Raw genomic sequence first — 22851 nt, 5'->3', positions numbered from 1 at the left:
GAAACCAACCCATCGATCTCGGCGCCCGCCATCAGAACGGGTATTGCGGCACCTCGCTCTTGATGGTCAGCCACTGCCAGTGCGTGTACTGCTCCCAGTCGGCTGGACCACCGACGCTGGTGCCGTTGCCGGACGCGCCGGTGCCGCCAAACGGGTTGATCACCTCGTCCAACACGGTCTGGTCGTTGATGTGCAGCAGGCCTGGATGCAGGCGTTCGCCCAGCGCCAACGCCCGCGAGACCGAAGCCGACATGATGCCGGCGGCCAGCCCATATTCGCCGTGGTTGGCCATTTGCGCGGCTTCTTCGTCGGTGTCGAACACGGTGATGTTGATCACCGGCCCGAATACTTCCTCGTCGAACACGCGCATGCCTGGGCGCACGTTGGACAACACGGTCGGTGCGTAGAACAGGCCCTCGTTGGTTGCGCCGGCTTCCACCACCGCACCGGCAGCGACGCTGTCAGCGACGATATCGATCACCCGTTGCAGCTGGCGCTGGTCGATGATGGGCCCCAGGGCCACGGTGCCGCTGACCGGATCGCCTACCGGCAGATGCCGCGCTTTTTTCGCCAGACGGTGGGTCAACGCCTCCGCCACGCTGCGCTGTACCAGCACCCGTCCGGTGGCCATGCAGATCTGGCCCTGGTGCATATACGCACCAAAGGCAATCGCCGATGCGGCACGGTCCAGATCTGCGTCGTCGAGCACGATCACCGCGTTGTTGCCGCCCAGCTCCAATGCCACCTTTTTCAGATGCCGCCCGGCAATTTCGCCGATGCGCCGGCCGGCCGCAGTGGAGCCGGTGAAGGCGATCATCGGGATATCCGGCGCTTCCATCAGCGCCTGGCCGATTTGAGCATCGCCGTGCAGCACGTGCAGCAGGCCCTTGGGCAGGCCGGCTTCTTCCAGCACCTGCGCGATGATCACGCCACCGGTGTACGGCGTGCGCGGGTCGGGCTTGAGGATCACCGCATTGCCCATCGCCAATGCCGGCGCCACCGAACGCAGCGACAGGATCAGCGGAAAGTTGAACGGGGAGATCACCGCCACCACACCCAATGGCATGTGACGCGCTAGGCTGAGCTGGCCGGCCCCGGTCGGCAGCACCTGTCCCATCGCCTGCAACGGCAGGCTAGCAGAGTGTTGGTAAAACGCGACCGCTTCATCGACCTCGCGCTGCGCCTTGGGCAGGATGCCGCCGGTTTCGCGTGCGATCAGCAACGCGGCCTCGGCGCTGCGTGCCTGCATCGCCTGCGCGGCACGGTGAAAGACCGCAGCACGTTCGCGCGGCGCGGTGGCGGCCCAGGCGCGCTGCGCCTGTTTGGCTTGTGCGACGGCAGCGGCAACATCGGCCAGATCGGCCTTGCTCACCTCGTGCAGCAAACCGCCGGTGGCCGGCTCATAGATCGGCAACGCGCCACCGTGGCCCGGTATCCACTCGCCATTGAAGATGCAGCCGTGCCACGCGGGTGTCGCGGTGGCGGCAATCGCTGCGCTGGGAAGAGCATTCATGGTCTAGCCTCCTGCTAAAAAACGATGGGGGAATTACAGGGTGGTGGACGCGAGGCCGCCATCGACCGGCAGCGTGATGCCGTTGATCCAGCGCGCCGCATCGGATGCGAGAAACACGATGGCCTCGGCCACTTCGTCGGCATACGCCGGGCGGGTCATGCGCTTGGCATCCTCCTTGACGCGCTCCTCGCCCAGCATGGCTGCGAAATCGCCGAGGATCGGGGTAAAGACCGGCCCGGGCGAGACGTTGTTGACGCGCACACCGCGCTCGGCAAACCACGACCGCGATTGCAGCAACGTCCATACGATCAACGCTTCCTTGAAGTATTGATAGCAGGTGTCATGCGCAACCGGATGCGCGGCAAGCCATTGGGTGCCGGCGTCGAAACTCTCGGTGGCGGCCAATTGCTTATGCAGGTCCAGCCGCTGCGGCCATTCGGCGCCCAGGATCGACGCGACATTGATGATGCTGCCGCCGGAGGCGATGCGCGGCAACAGCGCCTGGCTCAGATGACGCAGCCCCAGGTAATTGACGCGTGCCACCACATCCAGCGGAGCGGTACCCGGCACGCCGGCCACGTTGGCCAGCGCATCGATCTGCTGCGGCAGCGCGCGCACCAGCGCATCGATGGAAGCCGGGTCGCCCAGGTCGGCCTGATGGAAACCGTGGAGTGTCATCTGCACCGGTGTGCGATCAACACCGATCACCGTGGCGCCGTGGAACCGCGCAAGCCGCGCAACCTCTGCGCCGATGCCCGACGCCACACCGGTCACGACGATCGTCTTGTTCTGCAAATTCATTGCCACCCTCCGTAGGAGCCGGCTGCGCCGGCGCTAGAACACATGGACGTACTGCAGGTTGACGTTGTTGCCGGAAGCCGCGTTTCTGACTTCCACCGGCAGGTAAAGATTGGCGAACAGGATGTTGTTGGCATCGAACCGCCACACGCCTCCCGGCCCGGCGTAGAACACGCGCTGGCGGCTGTCGGGAACGCGCTGGCCATTGGTGCGGTTATCGCGAAATTGGGTGAGGTAATACGCGTTGATGCCGAACCGCACGTCCGGCACCACTTCCCAGGACGTGGCGAGGTTGATCCAGCCCGCATCGCCGGCCTGTCCGTTGCGGAAGGCAAACCCGCCGGGCAGGTTGGGCCGGCGTTCGCTGCGAAAGTTGTAGACGTAATTCAGGCGCGCGCTGATTTCCCAGTTGGGCGTAGGTAGCACCGTGACTGCGTAATTGGGGATCAGCGACCAATAGCCCGCGCCCTGGTTGAGATCGCGGTCGCGATCGAACTTACCGATCGGTGCCACCGCGTTGAACTCGAAGCGCTGCGAAAACACCGGCCGCCCGTCGCGCATCACCGGCAGCATCTGCAGATACGGGCCGAAGGTCAGGTCGCCCACCCCGGCGCCGTTGTCGCGCAAGTTGGCGATGCTGTTGCGGCCGAACGAGGCATCCAGATTGACCAGCGGCAGCAGCGTATTGATGCCGAGCGCGCCACCGAACAGCTTATAGGGCGTGACGTACGCGACCCTGGGTCAGCAGCAGTGTCGAGTCGATGCGCGGATTGTCGAACACCGGCACATCGTCGCCACGTGCGTCCTTGACTGCATCCAGCGAGGTCTGGCGCAGATAGGTGACCACCGCCCAGCCGGGCGTGGTGCGGGTAAAGCCATCCAGAAAACTTGTCCCACCGGTGTTCAGGCCGTTGCTCAACGTCATGCTCTGCGGCACGCCCTGCCCAAGCGCTGCCCCGCTCGCAAGCAGCCCAACGATGCCCAGGGCTGCACGCACCCGCCACGCCGTCCGTCCAGCCACGCCACGCACCACCGAGGGTCGAATCACTGCGCACATCTCCAGCGTTGGAAGGAAACAGCGGGCATGCCACCTGGCACGCGATCAGGCAGGGGCGATCCCCGCGCTGCGTACGGCACGTGCCATCAAGACGTTGGTAAGGCCGGCAGAGGGCCGGCGCAGGGGGCTTACAGCGTGTCGAGCCGATCCAGGCGATCGAGCGCGCGCAGCAGCGGCGCTTCGCTGGTGCCGAGCACCGCACTGAGCTGCTGTTCCATGCGCAGCACTTCGGCTTCGGCATCGGTCAGCAGGGTGACGCCGGCCGGCGTCAACGACAGATGCTGCATGCGCCGGTCCTGCCGCCCGCGCACCTGCCGCAGCAGACGGCGCTTGACCAGCCGCGCCACCACGATGGCCAGGTTCGGCGGTGAGACATGCAGCACGTCGCCGATCTGGCGCTGGTTGATGCCCGGATTGCCATCCACCAGCATCAGCAACGAGAAGTCGACCGGCTTCAGATCGAAGGCGGCAACGCATTCCTGAAACATCCGGCGCACCAGCAGCTCGGTGCGGGTAATGCGGTAGCCCAGCAATCGCAGCAGGCGCGCCTGGTCCACCGCAGTGATGGCGTCGGGCAACGGTGCAGCAGTGGCAGTAGCGGGCATGACGGTTCTCGCGACAAAGGCAGCGGGCGGAGCGGGACGCGCCATGCGCCCGGTCCGCAACGCCGATCCCCGGCGTGCAGCGCATTGTAGACGCGGCCAGGCCCGGCAATGTGCACATGCAGGCTGCCGGCAAGTGCGATGACTGTGCGCATGTGCGTGCCGCCGCCGCACCGCCTTTCCACGCGCGCGCCGGGCAGCGGTACGACGCTGCGCTGTGCGATGGGCGGCGATGATCCAGGCACGGCTTGGACATGAGATCCGGTCGGCAAGTGATTGCGTTCCGTAATAGTTATGGCTCATAACTACATTGCCAAGCTGCAGCGCAGCATGGTCGTGCTCGCTAGCCCGCACGGGTGCCAGCCAGGCGGTACGGCAGGCGGACGCCGCCCAGGCGCCAGGGCCATCGTTCTTTGCGGGTGTCTACGCTGTCCGGCAGCATGGAGGTCGCTGCCGGCGTCACCCAGAAAGCCGCAGCAGCGTGGGGCAGTTGATGCACGCGACTGCACCTCGCGCATGCAACGCCCGGCAACGCTGCAGTGCGCAGCGCGCTTATGGCAGCCAGAGCTTCTCTAGATCGCGGAAGCCCCAGTCGGTCGGGCTTTCCATCTGCGCGATGCGGTCCTGGCAGTCGGGCCGCGACAGGTCGATGTCCTGCACCAGCACGTGGCTGCGCAGCTTGGCCGAGTAGAACACGCGCACCTTCGGCTTGAGCAGCGCATCCGGGCTTTGCTCGATCACCACCGCCAGCTTCTGCGATTCCAGGCGCACCAGCGAGCCCACCGGATAGATACCCAGCCGGCGCACGAACGCCTGAAAGATCGTCGGGTCGAAGTGCCCCTTCCAGGACGCCATCTGCTTGAGCGATTCGGCCGGGTCCCAGCCGCGCTTGTAGGGCCGGTCCGAGCTGATGGCATCGTAGACATCACATACCGCGCCCATGCGCGACATCAGCGAGATCTCTTCGCCGACCAGACGGCTCGGATACCCGCTGCCATCCATCTTTTCGTGATGATGCAGCGCAATTTCCAGGACCACCGCGTTCTGTACGCCGCCGGCCACCAACAGGCGATGTCCATCCAGCGGATGCTGACGCATCACGTCCATCTCATCGTCGGTCAGGCGTCCGGGCTTGTTGAGAATGTCCAGCGGCGTTACCGCCTTGCCCATGTCATGCAGCAGCCCCCCCATCGCCGCTTCCACGACCTGGCCGTCGGGCAAACCGAGCTGCCGTGCCAGCCCGCTCATCAGCCCGGCCACGGCCATCGAATGCAGATAGGTGTAGTCGTCTGCGGTCTTCAGCCGCGCCACGCTGATCAAGGCCTGCGGATGACGCAGCACCGAATCGTTGATCGCTTCCACCAATGGCATGGCGGCCTCGGTGTCGACGGTGCGGCCCAGCCGCACGTCACGAAACATCGCTTCCACGGTGTCACGACCGTCTTCGAAGATACGCCGCGCACGTACCACTTCGGCCTCGATACCGACCTGAGCGGTGACGCTGCCGGTGCGGGTACTGCGCGCGGTGGGAGCAGGTTCCGGCTCCGGCTCCGGCGGCGGTTGCGGCGGCGCATCGCCGGCGTCCTGCTGGTCGACGGTTGTACCCGCATCCACATCCAGCCCGCGTGCGGTGTCGATCACCAGCTGCTCGATCCGGCTGCCATGGATCTTGTCCACATCGTCGGAATCGACCAGAAACGATGTCTTCCAAAACGGATGGTGCACCCAGGCGCCCAGCAGCTTGCAGACATACATGCCAGGGCGGAGTTGGTCGGAGTCGATGGTTCTGAGCATGCCGGCGCTGGTCTGCACGATGTCCACGGAAGAGTCCGCCACGGGCTTGGCGGTCTTCGAAGTTATCGGCAGGCGTTGCGATTTCTTTGGCTAGCCGGCGCAAAGCTCGGCTGCTTGGTCGGCGCGGTTTTGACCTGCAGGCTGAGCAGTTCAGCGATCCGGCAGGCGCATCGCCACCACCGCGGCGGCAGCGAACAGCAACGGCACGCTGCAGGCCAGATACAACATGGCCGGCGACCACCCAGCATCCAGCAGGACCCCGGCGCATAGCGGCGACACAATCGCGCCAAATCGCCCCACACCAATCGCCCAGCCCATACCGGTGGAGCGCACCGCCGCCGTGAAGACCACCGGCGCCACTGCATACAGCCCGCCCATCGCAGCGCTCATGGCCGCGCCGGTCAGCAGCGCGGTGGCGAATGCCCAGTGCAACACCGTACTGCTCAGCCCGAACGCGACCATCGCCACTGCCATCATGACCAGCGCGCCGGCTGTCAGCGGCGACAAGCGGCCGCGCAGGGCCAGCCAACTGAACACCGTGCCGCCGACGATGCCGCCCAGATTCAGAAGCACCCCGCCGGTGACGCCCTGGGCTGCCGACAGGCCGGTCGTCACTAGCAGTTTGGGTGTCCAGCTGAGCACAAAATAGAACCCGAACATCAGCAGGAAAAATGCCAGCGCGATCAGCAGCGATGGCCGCCGCATGGGACCGACGAACAGAGCCGCATAACCCTGCGCCTGCCCGGCGGCTTGCGCCGGTGGCAACGGCAACTGGGGATGCGGCGGCATCCCCATGCGTGCCAACACCGCATTGAAACGCGCATGTGCGCCGGCCGGCCGGCGGGCAATCAGAAATTCCAGCGACTCGGGCAAACAGGCCAGCACCAACGGCACGCAGAGCAGCGCGCCAAGCGCGCCCAGCCAGAACACCGATGGCCAGGACCAATGCTGTAACAGCAGCGCTGCGATCGCGCCCCCGATTGTCGCCCCCACCGGGTAGCCGGTGGCCTGCAGCACCGTTGCCGTACTGCGCCACCGAGCTGTGGAATATTCGGCAGCGGTCACCGCCACGCAGGCCAGCATGCCGCCGATCCCGATCCCGGTGAACGCCCGTAGCGCGCCCAGCTGCCAGGCGTTGCCGGCCAGTGCGGATGCGCCCATGCCCACGGTCAGGATGGCCAGACACACCAGGATCAGCGCACGCCGGCCGATGCGGTCTGCCAACGGCGCCAGCAACAGCGAGCCCACTGCCATGCCGACCAGCCCGGCACTGAACAGCACCCCCAGCAGCTTGCCCGACAGTTGCCAGTCGGCCGACACGTGCGGGGCGGTGAACGCCATTGCCATCACGTCGAAGCCGTCGAGCATCGTCAGCAGCACGCACACCGCCACGGCCCTCCACTGGAATGGCGTCATCCGCTCCAAGGCGAAGTGCGTGGGTGTTGGCGTGCTCTGGAGCATTGGCGTGTCCTGTGAGAGAGCTGGGGTGGCGTCGCGTTGGGGCTCTTGCATCGGGCCTGCGACAGGGGAGGCCACGTCCGCGCAACCTTGCAGATCTTGTGCACGCGGCAGCCGCGACCGGTGGGTGGCAGCAGCATGCACGCTAGGCCAGTGACAGGTGCCGTTCAAGGCCGATTACCGCAGTGCTGTGCGCTTATCGGATGCAAGCCTGATGGACTTCGCTTGTGCAGCGCTGCGTTCGGATGTGGCGTCTGCGTTGGCGGCTGCGCCTCAAGCAATGAAGCGCGACTGGTGATCAGATCCGTCGCGCTGCAGCGTTGTTGGCCGCATCGTTAACCGCTTAGCTGTTTGAGATCGCGCTTAACGCGAGTGTGCGGCGCTTGTTCGGAATGTCGCGCCACCTTGCATAAGGCACTTCATCGGCGAATGTCACGGCAACAAGGATCTTTCGGCTCATGGCAGCTGACACATTCTGGCGAGCAACCGCCAGATGGCAATGGACTGCGCACTCAGAATCGGGGGACTACGAGTAGCCCATGCCGATTCCGATGACCGGACGGACGCGCCCGCCTGTCGGTCGCGCACGCGTTTTGTCAGCTGTTCCGCACCTGCACGCCTCGTGATTTACGAACGCGCTGCCCGTCTGTCATAGCGCGGGAGAGACAGCATGCGCATGCAACAACACCGTGCGTGACGTCGAAACTCCGGCTCACATGCGCGACACCATAGCTCGCCCACACGCATCGAAACGCGCTGCCTCCAACGCATCCACAGCGCGCATCTATGCCACCTGCACCCATCGCGCAGCACCGCCGCAGCAACATGCACCGCACAGGTATCATCCACCCGTGTCCGCAGTTGGCGGCACGCTGACTTGCCGGAGAGTGCCGTGACCCCGATTCGCCCGTTTCTGGACCACACCCCACAGCTGGGCGACCGCGTCTATGTCGACCCGGCCTGCACCATCATCGGCAAGGTGAGCCTGGGCGACGATGTCTCGGTGTGGCCGGGCACGGTGATCCGCGGCGACGTCAATCATGTGCAGATCGGTGCGCGCACCAATGTGCAGGACGGCACCATCATTCACGTCAGCCACCACAGCCCGTTCAACAAGGCCGGCTATCCAACCCTCGTCGGCGCCGACGTGACCGTGGGCCACGGCACCATCCTGCATGCCTGCACCATCGAAGACCTGTGCCTGATCGGCATGGGCGCCTGCGTGCTGGATGGCGCCACCATCAAACGCTACGGATTTGTCGGCGCCGGTGCGGTGGTAGGCCCAGGCAAGGTGGTTGGCGAAGCGGAATTGTGGCTGGGCAATCCGGCGCGGCTGGCGCGCACGCTCAGCGACAGGGAAATCGAAAGCCTGCATTACTCCGCACAGCATTATGTGCGGCTCAAGGACCAGTATCTGGGCGTGCCGGCCGGCGACTGAGCAGGCCCGCGGCCGGATCCTCACTGGCGTCGACGCGCCAGCGCAGGCCTGGTGCTTCAGGGCTGTGTGGCGCGCTCCAGCGCCGTCAGCATCCTCAGCGCCTGTTCGCGCGATGTGCCGCACATCTCCAGCGACGGCCGCAGGCTGCCGCAGACCGCCGGGCGCTGCGGCGACCCGAATAGCCGGCAGCCCAGCTGCGCATCCAGTTGTACGCACGCCACCCCGGCCGGCTTGCCATTGGGCATCCCGGGAATTGGCGAACTGATCGAGGGCGCGATGCAGCACGCGGCGCAGCCGGCGCGGCACAACATGGCAGAAGTCATGCGCGCAGTTTAGAGCGGCCAGCAGAGCGTAGCGAGCGAGCGCCGGTGACAGTGGGCCAGGCACGCGGACCAAAAGTCCGCGTACTTGGCGACGATGCTGCGGAACGCGCGGGTCCGCCTGACAGTGAGCGCAGTGGTTGTGGTGGCGGCACGCGACCCGCGCAACGGCGCGCAGCCTGGAATGCGCATGTTTCGCTTCGCATCAATGGACACGGTTCGGGTAGCCGCATACGTCCGCCTGGCCGCGCGTTCGCCGTCTCCAGCTCGCCTGTGCCGCGCTCCTGCCCGCACCTGCGTGCTACCGTGACCGATCACCAGAACGCGCCGGGACGGTTGCAGCAGCAACAGTCGCGACGCGCTCTAATTGCCAGCCACCGCTCGCTGATCAGTCGTCGATATCGCCATGCCCGAATACCGCTCCAAGACCTCCACCCACGGCCGCAACATGGCTGGCGCACGCGCACTGTGGCGCGCCACTGGCATGCAGGATGGCGACTTCCACAAGCCCATCATCGCCATCGCCAATTCCTTCACCCAGTTCGTGCCCGGGCATGTGCACCTGAAGGATCTCGGTCAGCTGGTCGCGCGCGAGATCGAGCGCGTTGGCGGCGTGGCCAAGGAGTTCGACACCATCGCCGTGGACGACGGCATCGCGATGGGCCATGACGGCATGCTGTATTCGCTGCCCAGCCGCGAGATCATCGCCGACTCGGTCGAATACATGGTCAACGCGCATTGCGCCGACGCGCTGGTGTGCATTTCCAATTGCGACAAGATCACCCCCGGCATGTTGATGGCCGCGCTGCGGCTGAATATCCCCACCGTGTTCGTCTCTGGCGGGCCGATGGAAGCCGGCAAGACCAAGCTGGCCGAACATAAGCTCGATCTGATCGATGCGATGGTGATCGCCGCCGACGACAGCGCCTCCGACGAAAAGGTGGCCGAGTTCGAGCGCAGCGCCTGTCCCACCTGCGGTTCGTGCTCTGGCATGTTCACCGCCAACTCGATGAACTGCCTGACCGAAGCGCTGGGCCTGTCGCTGCCCGGCAACGGCACCGTGGTGGCCACGCATGCCGACCGCGAACAACTATTCCTGCGTGCCGGCCGTGTCGCGGTGGAACTGTGCCACCGCTGGTATGGCGGCGAAGATCCCACCGCATTGCCGCGCGGCATCGCCACCTTCGAAGCCTTCGAAAATGCGATGACGCTGGATATCGCCATGGGTGGCTCGACCAACACCATCCTGCATCTGCTCGCCGCCGCGCAGGAAGGCGAGGTGCCGTTCGGCATGCGCGACATCGACCGCCTGTCCAAGCGCGTGCCGCAGCTGTGCAAGGTGGCGCCGAACACGCCCAAGTACCACATCGAGGACGTGCATCGCGCCGGCGGCATCATGGCCATTCTTGGCGAGCTGGCACGCGGCGGTTTACTGCATACCAACGCCGCCACGGTGCACGCACGCAGCCTGGCCGATGCCATCGCGCAATGGGACGTCACCCAGACCGGCGATGACAAGGTGCATACGTTCTACAAGGCCGGCCCGGCCGGCATTCCCACGCAGATCGCCTTCAGCCAGGCCACGCGCTGGGACAGCCTGGATACCGACCGCAGCGAGGGCTGCATCCGCGATGTCGCCCACGCGTTCTCGCAGGAAGGCGGCCTGGCCGTGCTCTACGGCAACATCGCACGCGACGGCTGCGTGGTGAAGACCGCGGGCGTGGACGAATCCATCCATGTCTTCGAAGGCAACGCCCGCGTGTTCGAGAGCCAGGATTCGGCGGTCAAGGGCATCCTTGCCGACGAAGTAAAAGCCGGCGACATCGTCGTGATCCGCTACGAAGGCCCCAAGGGCGGCCCCGGCATGCAGGAAATGCTGTACCCCACCAGCTATCTCAAATCCAAGGGCCTGGGCAAGCAATGTGCCCTGCTCACCGATGGCCGCTTCTCCGGCGGCACCTCGGGTCTGTCGATTGGCCATACTTCACCGGAAGCGGCGGCAGGCGGGGCGATCGGCCTGGTGCGCGGTGGCGACAAGATCCTGATCGACATCCCGAATCGTTCGATCAACCTGCTGATTTCGGACGAAGAACTTGCCCTGCGTCGTGCAGAGCAAGATGCCCAGGGCTGGAAACCGGTGGAGGTGCGTCCGCGTAAGGTCACCACAGCGTTGAAGGCATATGCGTTGTTGGCGACTAGCGCGGACAAGGGCGCAGTGCGCGACAAGGCGCTGCTGGACGGCTGAGGCATTCGGGCGAATTTCACCGGCGTCGGTTCTATCGCCGTCTACAGGGAAACGCTTCGGCAACGGAGCAGCACCTGCGCCCCAAGACCGCGCATCCACCGCCGGCTTGGCCTTACGCGTCACTCCCGGTGAGGCCGAGCCTATCAAGTGGACTACGCACCGCAGACGCACCGCAGCCCAACACATGCGTATAGATCTGCGTGGTGGCCACATCCTTGTGACCCAATAGCTCCTGCACCGTGCGGATGTCGTGGCCCGCCTCCAGCAAATGCGTCGCGAACGAATGCCTCAACGTGTGGCAGGTGGCCGGCTTGACGATGCCGGCATGCCGGCGCGCCATCTGCACTGCACGCTGCAGGACTTCCTCGGACACGTGATGGCGACCGACCCGACCACTGCGCGGATCCCGCGACTGGCGCGCAGACGGAAACAGGTACTGCCATCCCGGTTCGGCGCCGGCATTGGGATATTTGCGTGCCAGGGCATGCGGCAGGAAGACCCGTCCTGTGCCGGCCGCCAGATCAGCCGCATGCAGCAGCAATGCCCGTTCGCGTTGCCGCTGTAGCACCTCTTTCAGGCTGCGTGGAAGCGGCACCCGCCGATCCTTACCGCCTTTGCCATCGCGTACCACGATCTCGCCACGCGCGTCGTCCACGTCCTTGATGCGCAGCCGCAGGCATTCCAGCAGACGCATGCCGCTGCCGTAGAGCAGGCTGGCCATCAACCAGCACGGCCCCTCCAGCGCGGCGAGCAGGCGTGCAACTTCCTCACGCGAAAGCACCACCGGGATGCGCCGGGGCCGCTTGGCGCGCACCAGGTTTTCCATCCACGGCAGCTCGATGCGCAGCACCTCGCGGTAGAGAAACAACAGCGCCGCCAACGCCTGGTTCTGCGTTCCCGCGGACACCTGCCCATCGGTTGCGAGCCGTGTGAGGAACGCCTCGACTTCCGCCTGCCCCATTTGGGCCGGATGGCGCCTGCCGCTGGCCAGAATGAAGCGGCGTATCCAGCTCAGATAGGCCTGCTCGGTACGCAGGCTGTAGTGCCGAACCCGCAGCCGATCGCGCACCTGATCCAACAACTTCGGCCCCGATCGGGCTGTTACACCTCCATCTTTCTGGGTGTAATTCATACGCCTGCTCAACAGTGGGATAACACCACCAGCATCGACGCCGGGCGTGGCCCCGGCTATCAGGTAAGCGACTGATATTAGATAGGAAGAACCTATTCCCACGCGCCCGCCGATTGCGGATACTAGGTGCAACACCGCGTTTAGGCGGTCCAATAGAAGTTAGGCATTGGTGGAGCAAATGCGTTGGTGGTTGCTGCTTCGGTAAGTTCGCTGGCGTGCATGCTGTCGGCTCCAGGCAGCAGCCATCGCCGTTATTTGTGGGGCAAGTTCGGTGCTTCGCCCTTAGCCGTCGTTGCCGCGCTGCGCTCGTAGCACTTGGCTTCGGTGGCATCACGCGCTGCTGAATCGCTTGGCAAGCTCCAACCCGTGAGGTGTGGCACACTCGGTCTAGGCGGCTGTGCTGGGGAGCAGGGTTGCACCATCAACCTTTGCGGCCACTCACTGCCTAACAACTCATTCAAGCCGAAGTTACTTCGCAACTCGGCTTAATTCAAGCGTTAGGCCCGCAATGGAAATTCCAGGCACACTTGCTCAAGAGCTGAAAGACATCGTCCTCGCCGAGATTTGGGCTGGAAATGTCATCAGCCAAGTCGATGCAATTTGGCCTCGCCCAGGCGCACTCTGCGTACAGTTGAAGCATCGCTTTGTTCTCAAGCACCGCGCAGATGGCCTCATCCAGTATGCTGAGGACAATGATCCACATGGTCCGGTAGCAGAGTATGTCCATACACAATCCGGCCAAAGCGTCCTGTGCTCATTGCATGGCGTGCGGCCCTAACAACTCATTCAAGCCGAAGTTGCTTCGCAACTCGGCTTAATTCAAGCGTTAGGGGCCGCTAGTGAAATCATTGATCTCAAGGATTTTTCTTCTAAGCACTCCGTTACTTCTCAGCGGCTGCTGCTATTTCACGCCGTGCCATCGCGGCACCTACATGACGGGAGTAACGACTGACGCGGTGTCGCACCAGCCTATCCACAACGCCGCCGTTCGCCTGTACCACTACGAGACCCGCACGGCTCGGTCGGGCTGCTACTCACTGGGGGGCGCTGATGCACTCCCATTTGAGTTTCACGTCTCGGCCCCTGGTTACAAACCCATTGCCACTGAGGCCGTACCCGGCTCTTACCAGGCAACGGTTACACTCGTGCCGGAGGGCAGCTCGGGTGAGAGCTCATTTAAGGTTATCGAGATTTCTCGGACCGGTATGCCGAGCTTTCACGGAGCTGCCCCTAACAATTCATTCAAGCCGACACCGCTTCGCGGCGCGGCTTAATTCAGGCGTTAGGCCCGCAATGGAAATTCCAGGCACACTTGCTCAAGAGCTGAAAGACATCGTCCTCGCCGAGATTTGGGCTGGAAATGTCATCAGCCAAGTCGATGCAATTTGGCCTCGCCCAGGCGCACTCTGCGTACAGTTGAAGCATCGCTTTGTTCTCAAGCACCGCGCAGATGGCCTCATCCAGTATGCTGAGGACAATGATCCACATGGTCCGGTAGCAGAGTATGTCCATACACAATCCGGCCAAAGCGTCCTGTGCTCATTGCATGGCGTGCGGCCCTAACAACTCATTCAAGCCGAAGTTGCTTCGCAACTCGGCTTAATTCAAGCGTTAGTCCTCATGAAGCCAGCTCTCCCAGATATCTTCTGCGATTTGAACGCACGCATGACTGAAAATGGCTACGCTTTGGCCAGCGGCTCAATAGAAGATCTGGCACGCCTTGGGCTCACTCCAGAGCAGGCAGTTGGAATGCCGTTTATCTTCAACGGCGGTGATGACACTCCTGATGGAGGAGACCCAGTCGAGATCGTTTTTGACGGAACGATAGAACGGGATTCAAGATGGGGCTATCTTGCAGTCTCGGATCCGAAGGGCGTTTACTGGCGGACTAAGGCATGAGGCCTAACAATTCATTCAAGCCGACGCCGCCTCGCGGCGCGGCTTAATTCAGGCGTTAGGCCGTGGTGGAGCAAATCAGTTGGTGAGTTCGGCTTCGGTGGACTCGTTGGCGTGCAGGTAGTCGGCTCCGGGAAGCCGTCATCACCGATGCTGGTTGCGGTAAGTTTGGTGCTTCGCGCTTGTTCGTCATTGCTACGCTGCGCTCCTTGCGTTTGTCTTCGGTGGCATCACGCACCGCAGCCTCGCTGGGCAAGCTCCATCCTGCAAGCTGTGGCACACTCGGTCCAGGCGGCAGTGCTGGGGAGCATGGTTGCACCATCCAACCTTTGTGACCACTCACTGCCTAACAACTCATTCAAGCCGAAGTTGCTTCGCAACTCGGCTTAATTCAAGCGTTAGGCCGCTATGACAGATCTCCACATAGCTGAGATTCCATATCCGTCAGGCGTGGTTCGCTTACGGTATATGCGCTACTTGTCGGCAGATGGCTCTGCTTGGTTACGGCATGGCTTATTCTGTGCATATCACGGAGATGGCTCGCTTGCGTCCGAGGGCAACTATGAGCACGGCCAAGAGTGCGGGCTATGGCGGGACTACCATTCCAATGGACAGCTTGCGGCGGAGGGTTCCTATGCAAATGGTGTTGAGATTGGCGTTTGGCGTTACTGGTCATCGGACGGGTCGCCCGAGCCGTCCGACGCGGCCTAACAATTCATTCAAGCCGAAGCCGCTTCGCGGCTCGGCTTAATTCAGGTGTTAGGGCTCACACCATGCAACTCGACGACTTCATAAAAACGACTCTCATCCAGATCGCGCGCGGCGTGCATGACGCTCAGAAATCTGTGAGCGATCTCGGTGGCATCGTCAATCCCGCGACTCTCGGAACATCGCAGACTAGCGGCGCGTACTTCGCTACGGTGAATGACATGCACCATGTCTTTCTCGTTGACTTTGACGTAGCAGTAGAGGTCTCCCAGAGCACCGGCACTAACGCAGAGGCGGGCCTCAGTGTTGCCTCCTTTGCCAAACTCGGCGCTGGTGGCAAGTCAGCCAACTCAAATTTTACGTCTAACCGCATCGCGTTTAAGGTCCCGCTGGCGCTGCCAATTGACCAGACTAGTCAGACTCAACTAAAGAACGAGATCGAGCAGGCAAATGCCAAGGTCCGGGGCGTTAACTTCAAGTCGGAGTGGCAGTGAGCCCTAACAATTCATTCAAGCCGAACCCGCTTCGCGGGTCGGCTTAATTCAGGCGTTAGGGCCCACCGCAAGCAACATGGCAACTGAACTTTATCCACTCACCGAAGCCAAGCTCAATGAGCTCTCTCGCCCGACGAGCGAAAGAATCATGAAGTGGCGGTTCTTCAACGCACAGAAGGGTGTTGAGACAACAAAGCAGGATGGTTCGGTTGTTTCAATTCATGGGGTCAAGTACGCGGGTTCTGTCCCGCTTGTCTATTGGTCCGGTTTCTTTGAGCCATTCATGATCCACGCCGCATCCGAGAATCTCAAATGGGTATCGGAGCACTGCAAGGCTAATCGTCTTGACCCAGCTGCTTACATTGATGAAGCGCGCCTGCTAGTTCACGACTTCATCAGAAAGAGCTATACAGAGATCGCTCGTACGGACCAGCTTCTACGAGGCAATGGATTTCCGGACACTGTCACCCCACGGAACGTCTCGGGCAAAGCGCAAGCCGCGTGTGATCAAGTTGATCAGCTAGCCAAGGCCTATCTTCTGTCTGGTCCGCCCATGGCCTTGGTGGCGCGCGAGGACATCTTGGAGCTAAAGCCCAACTTATGGGGTATCGGCCTCAATCTAAACGCGGCATGGCGTCGCTTCAGGGCCAAAGTAAGTGGGCCCTAATAGTTCATTCAAGCCGAACCCGCTTCGCGGGTCGGCTTAATTCAGGCGTTAGGTGCCCTTTTGAACACTGTCGCGAACGTCAAAGAAAGACATGAGCTTGCAGTCCTTAACGCTGCCTTGGCGGAGCACAATCGATTGCATGGCTCCGTGCTGAAAATTGTCGCTCGCCCCGACCCGCCTGACGCGATTTTGTCGGATGGGTCTACCACAACATGGATGGAGCACACTGACGCCTTCTTCTCGAGGGATTGGGCAAGGGACTTGACCACCTATGCAGCAGATGTAGTCCATCGCCCTATGGAGCAACGTGGGTATTTTGAGCCAGACGCTCAGCTTGCGGGTGCCTTTTGCAAATCCGTTCTGGACAAAGCCGGCAAGACCACGTACTCCGCCAGCATTGCTCAGTACGGCCCAGGCATACTTGTTGTCGGTATCGAATCACCTTGGCTCGATGACGACACAATCCGCGAGATCAATGAGGCTTGGGCTGAGCTGGGCAGTCCTGATATCTCTGGCACGTTCGCGCATGTATATCTCGGGTATCGTGACGCATCAGGTAACCGGGCTACAGCTTGGCCGGGCACCTAACAATTCATTCAAGCCGACGCCGCTTCGCGGCGCCGCTTAATTCAAGCGTTAGGCGTCTCTAGCCCATGAAGCAATACTCGCGAATTTCGTCCGTCCTCAAGACAGCCTTCAACGCCGAAGACGGCTTGTCGCTTGAGGTAAGCAAGAGACTCTACGAACGGTTAGTCACACGCTCTCCAGGATTCGAAGGGTTCAAAGCGGAGTTGGCGGAGGCATTCGAGAACCCACGCACTTCGTGGAAATCTCTACTGCTGAATGATCAATACGAGGTCTACGACGCGATCAATGAAATGGAAGCGCGCGACTACGCGTTCAGCATTCTCTGGTTGCCACTTCAGGACAACCTATAAACGGAGTCGCAGGTTCTCTGCTGTTGTCTTCGTTCGAGAGCGCTCACGCCATGCCACGAGGGCAGTGGCACGCGAAACAGACGCCCAACCCTTCCGTCGAGCGGACGTCGTCGGCAAGCCGGACGACGCCTCTCATATCAAAGGTTAGGCCGCAGGAGATAAGGTGCGCGACATTGATGCAATCATTGCTCAGCTGCATCTGACACATCCGAACATGTCGGCAGCGCAGCTTACTGTCTTACATCCCGAGAGTGACGATGACGGTTTGTGGTTCTTCCGCCATCCGGCTACTGACATTGAGGTGCAGCTTGAGTCCTGTTCGGGATCTTGCCCGTTCTTGTTTGAACGTTCGGGGTCTCCTGATCGGCTCACTGCGAGCAATGTTGAGCAAGCTGTTGCATTCGTGGTCGCTGGACTTGGCTTTTCCGAGCCAGCGGCCTAACAATTCATTCAAGCCGGACCCGCTTCGCGGGTCGGCCTAATTCAGGCGTTAGCCCGCACATGAGCCGTCCAGCTTCTGAAGTACTGAAGGATATCCAAGCGTTTACTCCGACAGACGGCTTATGGCGGCCTCTGGATACCCTCTTGGCAGAGCTTTGGGCACATGGCCCTCTTGCGCGTGAGGCGTTGCCGGTCCTATTCGGAGTTTTCGAGCGCTTCCCAACCGATGATGGCGCTGGCGTGCTCTGGTCGATAGTTCATGGAGTAGAGGATCTGCCGTACGACTATGAGAATGAGCTAGCAGCCTCCAACAATAGGGCATCGTCATATATGGCCGAGGTTATGCTTGCGCGCCTTACCCGTTCATAGGGTGAGGGCTAACAATTCGTCCAAGCCCACACCGCTTCGCGGCGCGGCTTAACTCAGGTGTTAGACGCTATGGAATACATAGACGTAATTTGGCACCACGAAGAGCATCAAGATCCCATTCGTCTCGTCTCCGAGTTGGATGCTCAGCGCTATGAAGTCCGTAAGCTTGAGTTTTTCCGCAGCGGGGCGGTCGGCTTCGCATTCATCGGCCAGCACTCTGAGGGCACCGAGCTTGGTGAGTTGCCAGTTCCACCCTTGACAGAGATCAATGCATCGCCCGAGTTCTCCGGCATCCCCATATCCGGCAAGGCATTCGAGCAAATTTGGCACGAGCATGTATCGCGACGTGTCTAACAATTCGTTCAAGGCGGACGGCTTCGCCGCCGCTTAACTCAGGCGTTAGGCCACGTCCCCATCATGACCGACAACATCAGAAGAATGTCGCAATCTCAGGCCGCCGCCGCTGTTGAGCGAATAGCTCTGGCATACGCCGCGACTGAAGGCATTGAGGGAAACTACTTGAGGTTTTGCCGGACAGTTTCTCCGCGGAGCGCAGGGGCAAAACACCCGTTAACTGGGTCGCCGTGTTTGAGTCGGTGATAAGCGAGGCTACGTTTGATGGCCCGCTGGTAGTCTGTGTCAATTTGGAGGCCGGTAATGCGTCACCCGCGGCCTAACAATCCATTCAAGCCGAAGCCGCTTCGCGGCTCGGCTCAATTCAGGTGTTAGGCATTGGTGGAGCAAATGCGTTGGTGGTTGCTGCTTCGGTAAGTTCGCTGGCGTGCATGCTGTCGGCTCCAGGCAGCAGCCATCGCCGTTATTTGTGGGGCAAGTTCGGTGCTTCGCCCTTAGCCGTCGTTGCCGCGCTGCGCTCGTAGCACTTGGCTTCGGTGGCATCACGCGCTGCTGAATCGCTTGGCAAGCTCCAACCCGTGAGGTGTGGCACACTCGGTCTAGGCGGCTGTGCTGGGGAGCAGGGTTGCACCATCAACCTTTGCGGCCACTCACTGCCTAACAACTCATTCAAGCCGAAGTTACTTCGCAACTCGGCTTAATTCAAGCGTTAGGCGCGAGGGGAGCTTTCACTGATGGCCATGCAAGACAAGATCATTGCAGGGATCATGCTGGTTCACGGCTCGCTCGGAATTCTCTGGACTTTTTGGGTTGCTTCCCAGATTGGCTTTCCTGCGGCATTCCTTGCCGCAAACCTAGCGCTCGCTGCAATTGGCATTGCTGCCGGCATCGGCTGGCTCAAGCGACGCCGCTGGGCGGCCTACTTAGCCATTGCGTTCTTTCTTGTGCAACTTGTACACGTGCTCACCTCAACCATCCAATGGTCGTTCACTCTCGGATTCAACCTCAACATTTCGATTGGTTGGCTCAGCAGCGGAGAGCTTGGCCTCAACCTGTTCGCTTTAGTCATGCTGCTGTGGTCGAGTGCACGGGCCTTCGCACCTAACAACTCATTCAAACCGAAGTTGCTTCGCAACGCAGCTTAATTCAAGCGTTAGAGGGCAGGACATGCATCAAAGGTTCGTGCGATTCCTGTCCGTCATAGCACTCGGATCATTCGGGTACTACGTTAAAGGCAAAGTAGCGCTACCTTGGTCTGCTTGGCTGCTGCCGGCAACTCGCCCATCCAGCTTATTAACTCTCTTTGTTGTGCTACACCTAGCAAACACGGTCATCCTAGTGGCAATCTCCCTGCCCATTGCGATGCTCCTGCGGTCACGCTTAGTCCGCCTCAGACAACCGATGCTAGCTGCGCTACTCATTGCGCTTTGCGGGTTAGTAGCCCCTACCCTGCAGGCTGTCATCTTCCCAAGATATGTGGGTACTACGGTCGCCATATCGGGCGCGGTAGATCTCATAAGGTTCGCGCTGGTTTTGCCAGTACTCACATGGCTACTAAGCTCACGGCTGCCCTCTAACAATTCATTCAAGCCGAAGCCGCTTCGCGGCTCGGCTTAATTCAGGCGTTAGGCATCATGCCAAAGATCTTCGTCGTCGAAGACCAGAGTCACGCCGAGTCGATGGGTGAGTTCGGAACTCTCCCCGATGCCTGGACCGAGCTGGAGCGACTGTCTGCCATTCCCTGGGCAAACATCCCACCTCGCGCCTTGTCAAAGCTGGCGGACTTGCGGCCGGGACTACGAGATCATCGAGTACGAGACCTCATCGCTCCCACGAACTCAGGTCAAACACTATGCTGGGCTGGAGGTGAGTGCCAAAGGGATTGCGTGGGGGGCGGAGGCACCGCAGTATGGTGCCTAACGATTCATTCAAGCCGAACTCGTTTCGCGTGTCGGCTTAATGCAGGCGTTAGGCCCCATGATCATTTCCTTTCGAGGTCCAACATTCTTTTGCTCTGAGGATGAGGATCAGTTTTTGGTTGGCTGTACTCGCTACCCGAATACAAAGACGTTCGCGGCACGCTCAGTACTTTAGATCTGGAGCTAACCTATCCGGTGAGTGCTGGCTCCGTCCGGCAACTGTTGGTGGTCTTTCATCGTTGGTACATTGACCCGACTCCGTTGCTTCCTCTGCGGTCGCCTGAGACAGACATGTTCGTCCTTTGGGATACTTCCCTGCGAGAGGCCTCAGTCGGGGCCAAAAAATTCATTCAAGCCGAACCTGCTTCGCACGTCGGCATTTCAGGCGTTGGGCAGCAAGGAGAGAGTGTCGTGACCCAAACCGTGATTCCCGTTCTCCGGGTAACTGACGCAACTTCAAGCTTCCCGTTCTACACCCAAGGACTTGGGTTCACTATCGACTTTGAGTATCGGCATGAGCCAGGATTTCCTGTCTTTGCGCAACTCACCCGAGAGGGCCAGTCCATCTTCCTGACCGAGCACGCAGACGATTGCCAAGTTGGCGGTGCTATCCACTTTATGGTTCCGGATGTGGACGCGTGCTACTCGGCATTTAAAGCAGCTGGGCTCGCCCAGACTCCACCGCCATTCAACACAGCATGGAAGACCCGAGAGATTCAGGTTGTTGATCCGGATGGCAACAGGCTCACGTTCTCAACTGAGCTTGCTGCCTGACAATTCATTCAAGCCGAAGCCGCTTTGCGGCTCACCTTAATTCAGGCGTTAGGCACCTAAAATGCGCACTGGCTTTAAACACTTTTACTGGCAATCAGTGGAGCAACAATGGCGGCTGTTATCGATCCGATCAAAGAGCTCGACGTGGGAGGCTACGCGGAGATTTCAACACGTCCCAACCCTCAGCACCTGACTATTGAATTCATTCCATCTCTGGCTGCAACGCTCCTTTCCGTCGAAACGAGATATGGTCAGCCTCTAGCGGAAGCGCAGGTCAATGCAATAAGAGATAAAGCGACTGTCATGGTTTCGTCCGAGCAAGCTGCAAAAATCGCCGAAGATCGTCGCGGTTATAAAGACATCAACCCCAAGCACTGTTGGCAAGAGTGGCAGTTGCTTCGTGTGCAACTCACGCCCAGGGCCTAACAACTCGTTCAAGGCAGACGCCCACAGCGCCGCTCAACTCCAGTGATGGGACCCACATCAACAATCTCGCCGTTCTTAAAAGAGGGAAGCGCAGTGAAATATCTCATCTCTTTCCCAAGCGCCGCGATGGTCGTGCCGGACGGCGAGTGGGATGCGGTGGTTCATGATTCTCACGCGGTCATCGAAGAAGCAAAGATTGCTGGTGTTTACGTCTTCGGCGGTGGAATCGACGAAAGCGTCGCGCCTGTCCTGGTCTCATCGAGCGGCGAAACGTCACAGGGCGGGTATCCGTGGGCTCCGCCGTTGAACGGGGGATTTACGGTGCTTGAGCTGCCTTCGCGTGAGGATGCCATCGTTTGGGCGGCGCGTATCGCATCTGCTTGTCGCTGCGACCAGGAGCTGCGTGTCTTCAGCTTCGACCCGCAGTCTTAGTCTGGCAAACTGCGGCCGACTAATGCGTTCAAGCCGAGGCCGCAACGTGCTCTGGCTTAACTCAGACGTTCGGCAATGGTGGAGCAGAACCAATGGATGGGTCCGGATTCGGCCGGCTCGCTGCCATGCAGCAGGCCGGCTCCGGGGAGCAGTCATCGCCGTCGTTGGTTGCGGCAAGTTCGGTGCTTCGCCCTTGCCGTCGTTGCCATGCTGCGCTCTTTGTGTTCGGCGGTGGCATCACGCGCGCCCCCGCGTATTCGGCAAGCTCCGTCCCACAACCTGTGGCACACTCGGCTCAGGCGGCAGTGCTGGGGAGCATGGGTTGACCATCCAACCTTTGGGTCTACTCACGGCCTGACAGCTCATTCAAGCCGAAGTTGCGTCGCAGCGCGGCTTAACTCATGCGTTAGGCAGCTCATGAAAGATCACGGTCGCCGCGAGTTTATCTTGGCTGCAGCGTCAGCGGCCGTCACCTACGCCCTCCCGTTGCACGCCACCCAGGCTCCAGGAAAACAGATGTACGGACTCATCGGAAAAATCAATGTTGCGCCCGGCCAACGTGACGCGGTGGTCACCGCCCTACTGGCCGGCACCCGCGGCATGCCTGGCTGCCTCAGCTATGTGGTGGCACTCGATCCTACGGACGCGGATGGCATTTGGGTAACGGAGGCGTGGGACAGCCAGGAGAGCCATCACGCGTCACTTCGGCTGCCGGCGGTCCAGCAGGCGATCTCGCAGGCCCGGCCGCACATCGCGGGCTTTGGCGCCCGCTTTGAGACAATTCCGGTCGGTGGGCAGGGCCTGACGGATACCAACGCAGCTGCCTACTGATTCGTGCAAGCCGATGCCGCGTGCGGGTCGGCTTAGCATTCCATGAGCATGTCTAGCACCCTGTGGGCTTCTCTACTGGCTGCTTCAGACCAGCCTTCGATGCGGACGAGCCCAAGCATATCGACACGGCCTCGTGAGGGCCGACGGCGGATGTTTTCTGCCGGACACTCAGCACGCCAGGTTTCAATCAACTGTCGGACGCGAGCATTTGCAACTCGTGAGCCCTGACGATCCGTGTGGCCGCA

General features: G+C 61.2%; 23 protein-coding genes and 1 pseudogene. 16 read left to right on the top strand and 8 right to left on the bottom strand.

Annotated elements, in window-relative coordinates; translation table 11 throughout:
• Positions 1–31 precede the first annotated feature (31 nt).
• The 6 genes and pseudogenes from BJD12_RS14500 to BJD12_RS14470 form a co-directional block, all read right to left on the bottom strand.
• Positions 32–1513 (bottom strand): benzaldehyde dehydrogenase, encoded by a 1482-nt coding sequence (locus BJD12_RS14500; protein WP_005994043.1) that lies wholly within the window; start codon positions 1511–1513, stop codon positions 32–34.
• 33 nt (positions 1514–1546) lie between these two features.
• Complete coding sequence (locus BJD12_RS14495) at positions 1547–2314, bottom strand: coniferyl-alcohol dehydrogenase (RefSeq protein ID WP_005994041.1); 768 nt, start codon at positions 2312–2314, stop codon at positions 1547–1549.
• 33 nt (positions 2315–2347) lie between these two features.
• Positions 2348–3368 (bottom strand): annotated as a pseudogene (locus BJD12_RS14490) (SphA family protein).
• A 128-nt stretch (positions 3369–3496) separates the two neighbouring features.
• Complete coding sequence (locus BJD12_RS14480) at positions 3497–3973, bottom strand: MarR family winged helix-turn-helix transcriptional regulator (RefSeq protein ID WP_005994036.1); 477 nt, start codon at positions 3971–3973, stop codon at positions 3497–3499.
• 549 nt (positions 3974–4522) lie between these two features.
• Positions 4523–5764: an HD-GYP domain-containing protein gene (locus BJD12_RS14475; protein ID WP_039425687.1), complete on the bottom strand. Its 1242-nt coding sequence runs from the start codon at positions 5762–5764 to the stop codon at positions 4523–4525.
• 150 nt (positions 5765–5914) lie between these two features.
• A complete protein-coding gene (locus tag BJD12_RS14470; RefSeq protein WP_042828180.1) occupies positions 5915–7225 on the bottom strand; it encodes an MFS transporter in 1311 nt (436 codons plus the stop codon).
• 889 nt (positions 7226–8114) lie between these two features.
• Here BJD12_RS14470 and BJD12_RS14465 point away from each other — a divergent pair.
• Positions 8115–8660, top strand: coding sequence for a gamma carbonic anhydrase family protein (locus BJD12_RS14465; RefSeq protein WP_039424448.1), 546 nt, complete (start codon positions 8115–8117; stop codon positions 8658–8660).
• 56 nt (positions 8661–8716) lie between these two features.
• On the opposite strand, the gene BJD12_RS14460 is transcribed toward BJD12_RS14465, so the two are convergent.
• Complete coding sequence (locus BJD12_RS14460) at positions 8717–8983, bottom strand: YkgJ family cysteine cluster protein (RefSeq protein ID WP_074059403.1); 267 nt, start codon at positions 8981–8983, stop codon at positions 8717–8719.
• 403 nt (positions 8984–9386) lie between these two features.
• Here BJD12_RS14460 and ilvD point away from each other — a divergent pair, with 403 nt between their 5' ends.
• On the top strand, positions 9387–11225 hold the full coding sequence (gene ilvD / locus BJD12_RS14455) for a dihydroxy-acid dehydratase (RefSeq protein ID WP_005994026.1): 1839 nt from the start codon (positions 9387–9389) through the stop codon (positions 11223–11225).
• Positions 11226–11337: 112 nt separating this feature from the next.
• Here the strand turns inward: ilvD and BJD12_RS14450 are convergent, their stop codons facing one another.
• The gene (locus tag BJD12_RS14450; protein ID WP_005994023.1) at positions 11338–12357 is read right to left on the bottom strand and encodes an integron integrase; all 1020 of its coding nucleotides are present in this window, start codon (positions 12355–12357) and stop codon (positions 11338–11340) included.
• Between the two features lie 932 nt (positions 12358–13289).
• On the opposite strand from BJD12_RS14450, the gene BJD12_RS25360 reads away from it, so the two are divergent.
• The 14 genes from BJD12_RS25360 (at position 13290) to BJD12_RS14365 (ending at position 22606) form a co-directional block, all read left to right on the top strand.
• Complete coding sequence (locus BJD12_RS25360; RefSeq protein ID WP_005992643.1) at positions 13290–13631, top strand: carboxypeptidase-like regulatory domain-containing protein; 342 nt, start codon at positions 13290–13292, stop codon at positions 13629–13631.
• Positions 13632–13977: 346 nt separating this feature from the next.
• Positions 13978–14256 carry a hypothetical protein gene (locus tag BJD12_RS24310; protein WP_005992639.1) on the top strand — a complete coding sequence of 93 codons (279 nt, stop codon included), beginning with the start codon at positions 13978–13980 and terminating at the stop codon, positions 14254–14256.
• A gap of 405 nt (positions 14257–14661) precedes the next feature.
• Entirely contained in the window at positions 14662–14964 is a 303-nt protein-coding gene (locus BJD12_RS25355) for a toxin-antitoxin system YwqK family antitoxin (protein WP_074059401.1), read from the top strand.
• 62 nt (positions 14965–15026) lie between these two features.
• The gene (locus BJD12_RS14415) at positions 15027–15455 is read left to right on the top strand and encodes a hypothetical protein (protein ID WP_005992919.1); all 429 of its coding nucleotides are present in this window, start codon (positions 15027–15029) and stop codon (positions 15453–15455) included.
• A gap of 76 nt (positions 15456–15531) precedes the next feature.
• Positions 15532–16122 (top strand): hypothetical protein, encoded by a 591-nt coding sequence (locus tag BJD12_RS14410; protein WP_005992917.1) that lies wholly within the window; start codon positions 15532–15534, stop codon positions 16120–16122.
• Between the two features lie 60 nt (positions 16123–16182).
• The gene (locus BJD12_RS14405; RefSeq protein WP_005992915.1) at positions 16183–16710 is read left to right on the top strand and encodes a hypothetical protein; all 528 of its coding nucleotides are present in this window, start codon (positions 16183–16185) and stop codon (positions 16708–16710) included.
• A gap of 65 nt (positions 16711–16775) precedes the next feature.
• Positions 16776–17060 carry a hypothetical protein gene (locus BJD12_RS14400; RefSeq protein WP_005997802.1) on the top strand — a complete coding sequence of 95 codons (285 nt, stop codon included), beginning with the start codon at positions 16776–16778 and terminating at the stop codon, positions 17058–17060.
• 163 nt (positions 17061–17223) lie between these two features.
• Complete coding sequence (locus tag BJD12_RS24300; RefSeq protein ID WP_005997800.1) at positions 17224–17502, top strand: hypothetical protein; 279 nt, start codon at positions 17224–17226, stop codon at positions 17500–17502.
• 437 nt (positions 17503–17939) lie between these two features.
• Positions 17940–18224, top strand: a complete 285-nt coding sequence (locus BJD12_RS14395; protein ID WP_042828739.1) for a DUF6881 domain-containing protein — start codon at positions 17940–17942, stop codon at positions 18222–18224.
• Positions 18225–18958: 734 nt separating this feature from the next.
• Positions 18959–19369 (top strand): hypothetical protein, encoded by a 411-nt coding sequence (locus tag BJD12_RS14385; RefSeq protein WP_005994021.1) that lies wholly within the window; start codon positions 18959–18961, stop codon positions 19367–19369.
• Positions 19370–20434: 1065 nt separating this feature from the next.
• On the top strand, positions 20435–20917 hold the full coding sequence (locus BJD12_RS14380; RefSeq protein ID WP_005994019.1) for a bleomycin resistance protein: 483 nt from the start codon (positions 20435–20437) through the stop codon (positions 20915–20917).
• 108 nt (positions 20918–21025) lie between these two features.
• On the top strand, positions 21026–21343 hold the full coding sequence (locus BJD12_RS14375; protein ID WP_196769979.1) for a hypothetical protein: 318 nt from the start codon (positions 21026–21028) through the stop codon (positions 21341–21343).
• 93 nt (positions 21344–21436) lie between these two features.
• On the top strand, positions 21437–21775 hold the full coding sequence (locus BJD12_RS14370) for a YciI family protein (protein ID WP_039424470.1): 339 nt from the start codon (positions 21437–21439) through the stop codon (positions 21773–21775).
• Positions 21776–22192: 417 nt separating this feature from the next.
• On the top strand, positions 22193–22606 hold the full coding sequence (locus BJD12_RS14365; RefSeq protein ID WP_005994015.1) for a putative quinol monooxygenase: 414 nt from the start codon (positions 22193–22195) through the stop codon (positions 22604–22606).
• Positions 22607–22851: the final 245 nt, after the last annotated feature.

The sequence above is a fragment of the Xanthomonas vesicatoria ATCC 35937 genome (genome assembly GCF_001908725.1).
Lineage (GTDB): Bacteria > Pseudomonadota > Gammaproteobacteria > Xanthomonadales > Xanthomonadaceae > Xanthomonas > Xanthomonas vesicatoria.
This window is presented reverse-complemented; position numbering and strand designations above follow the sequence as displayed.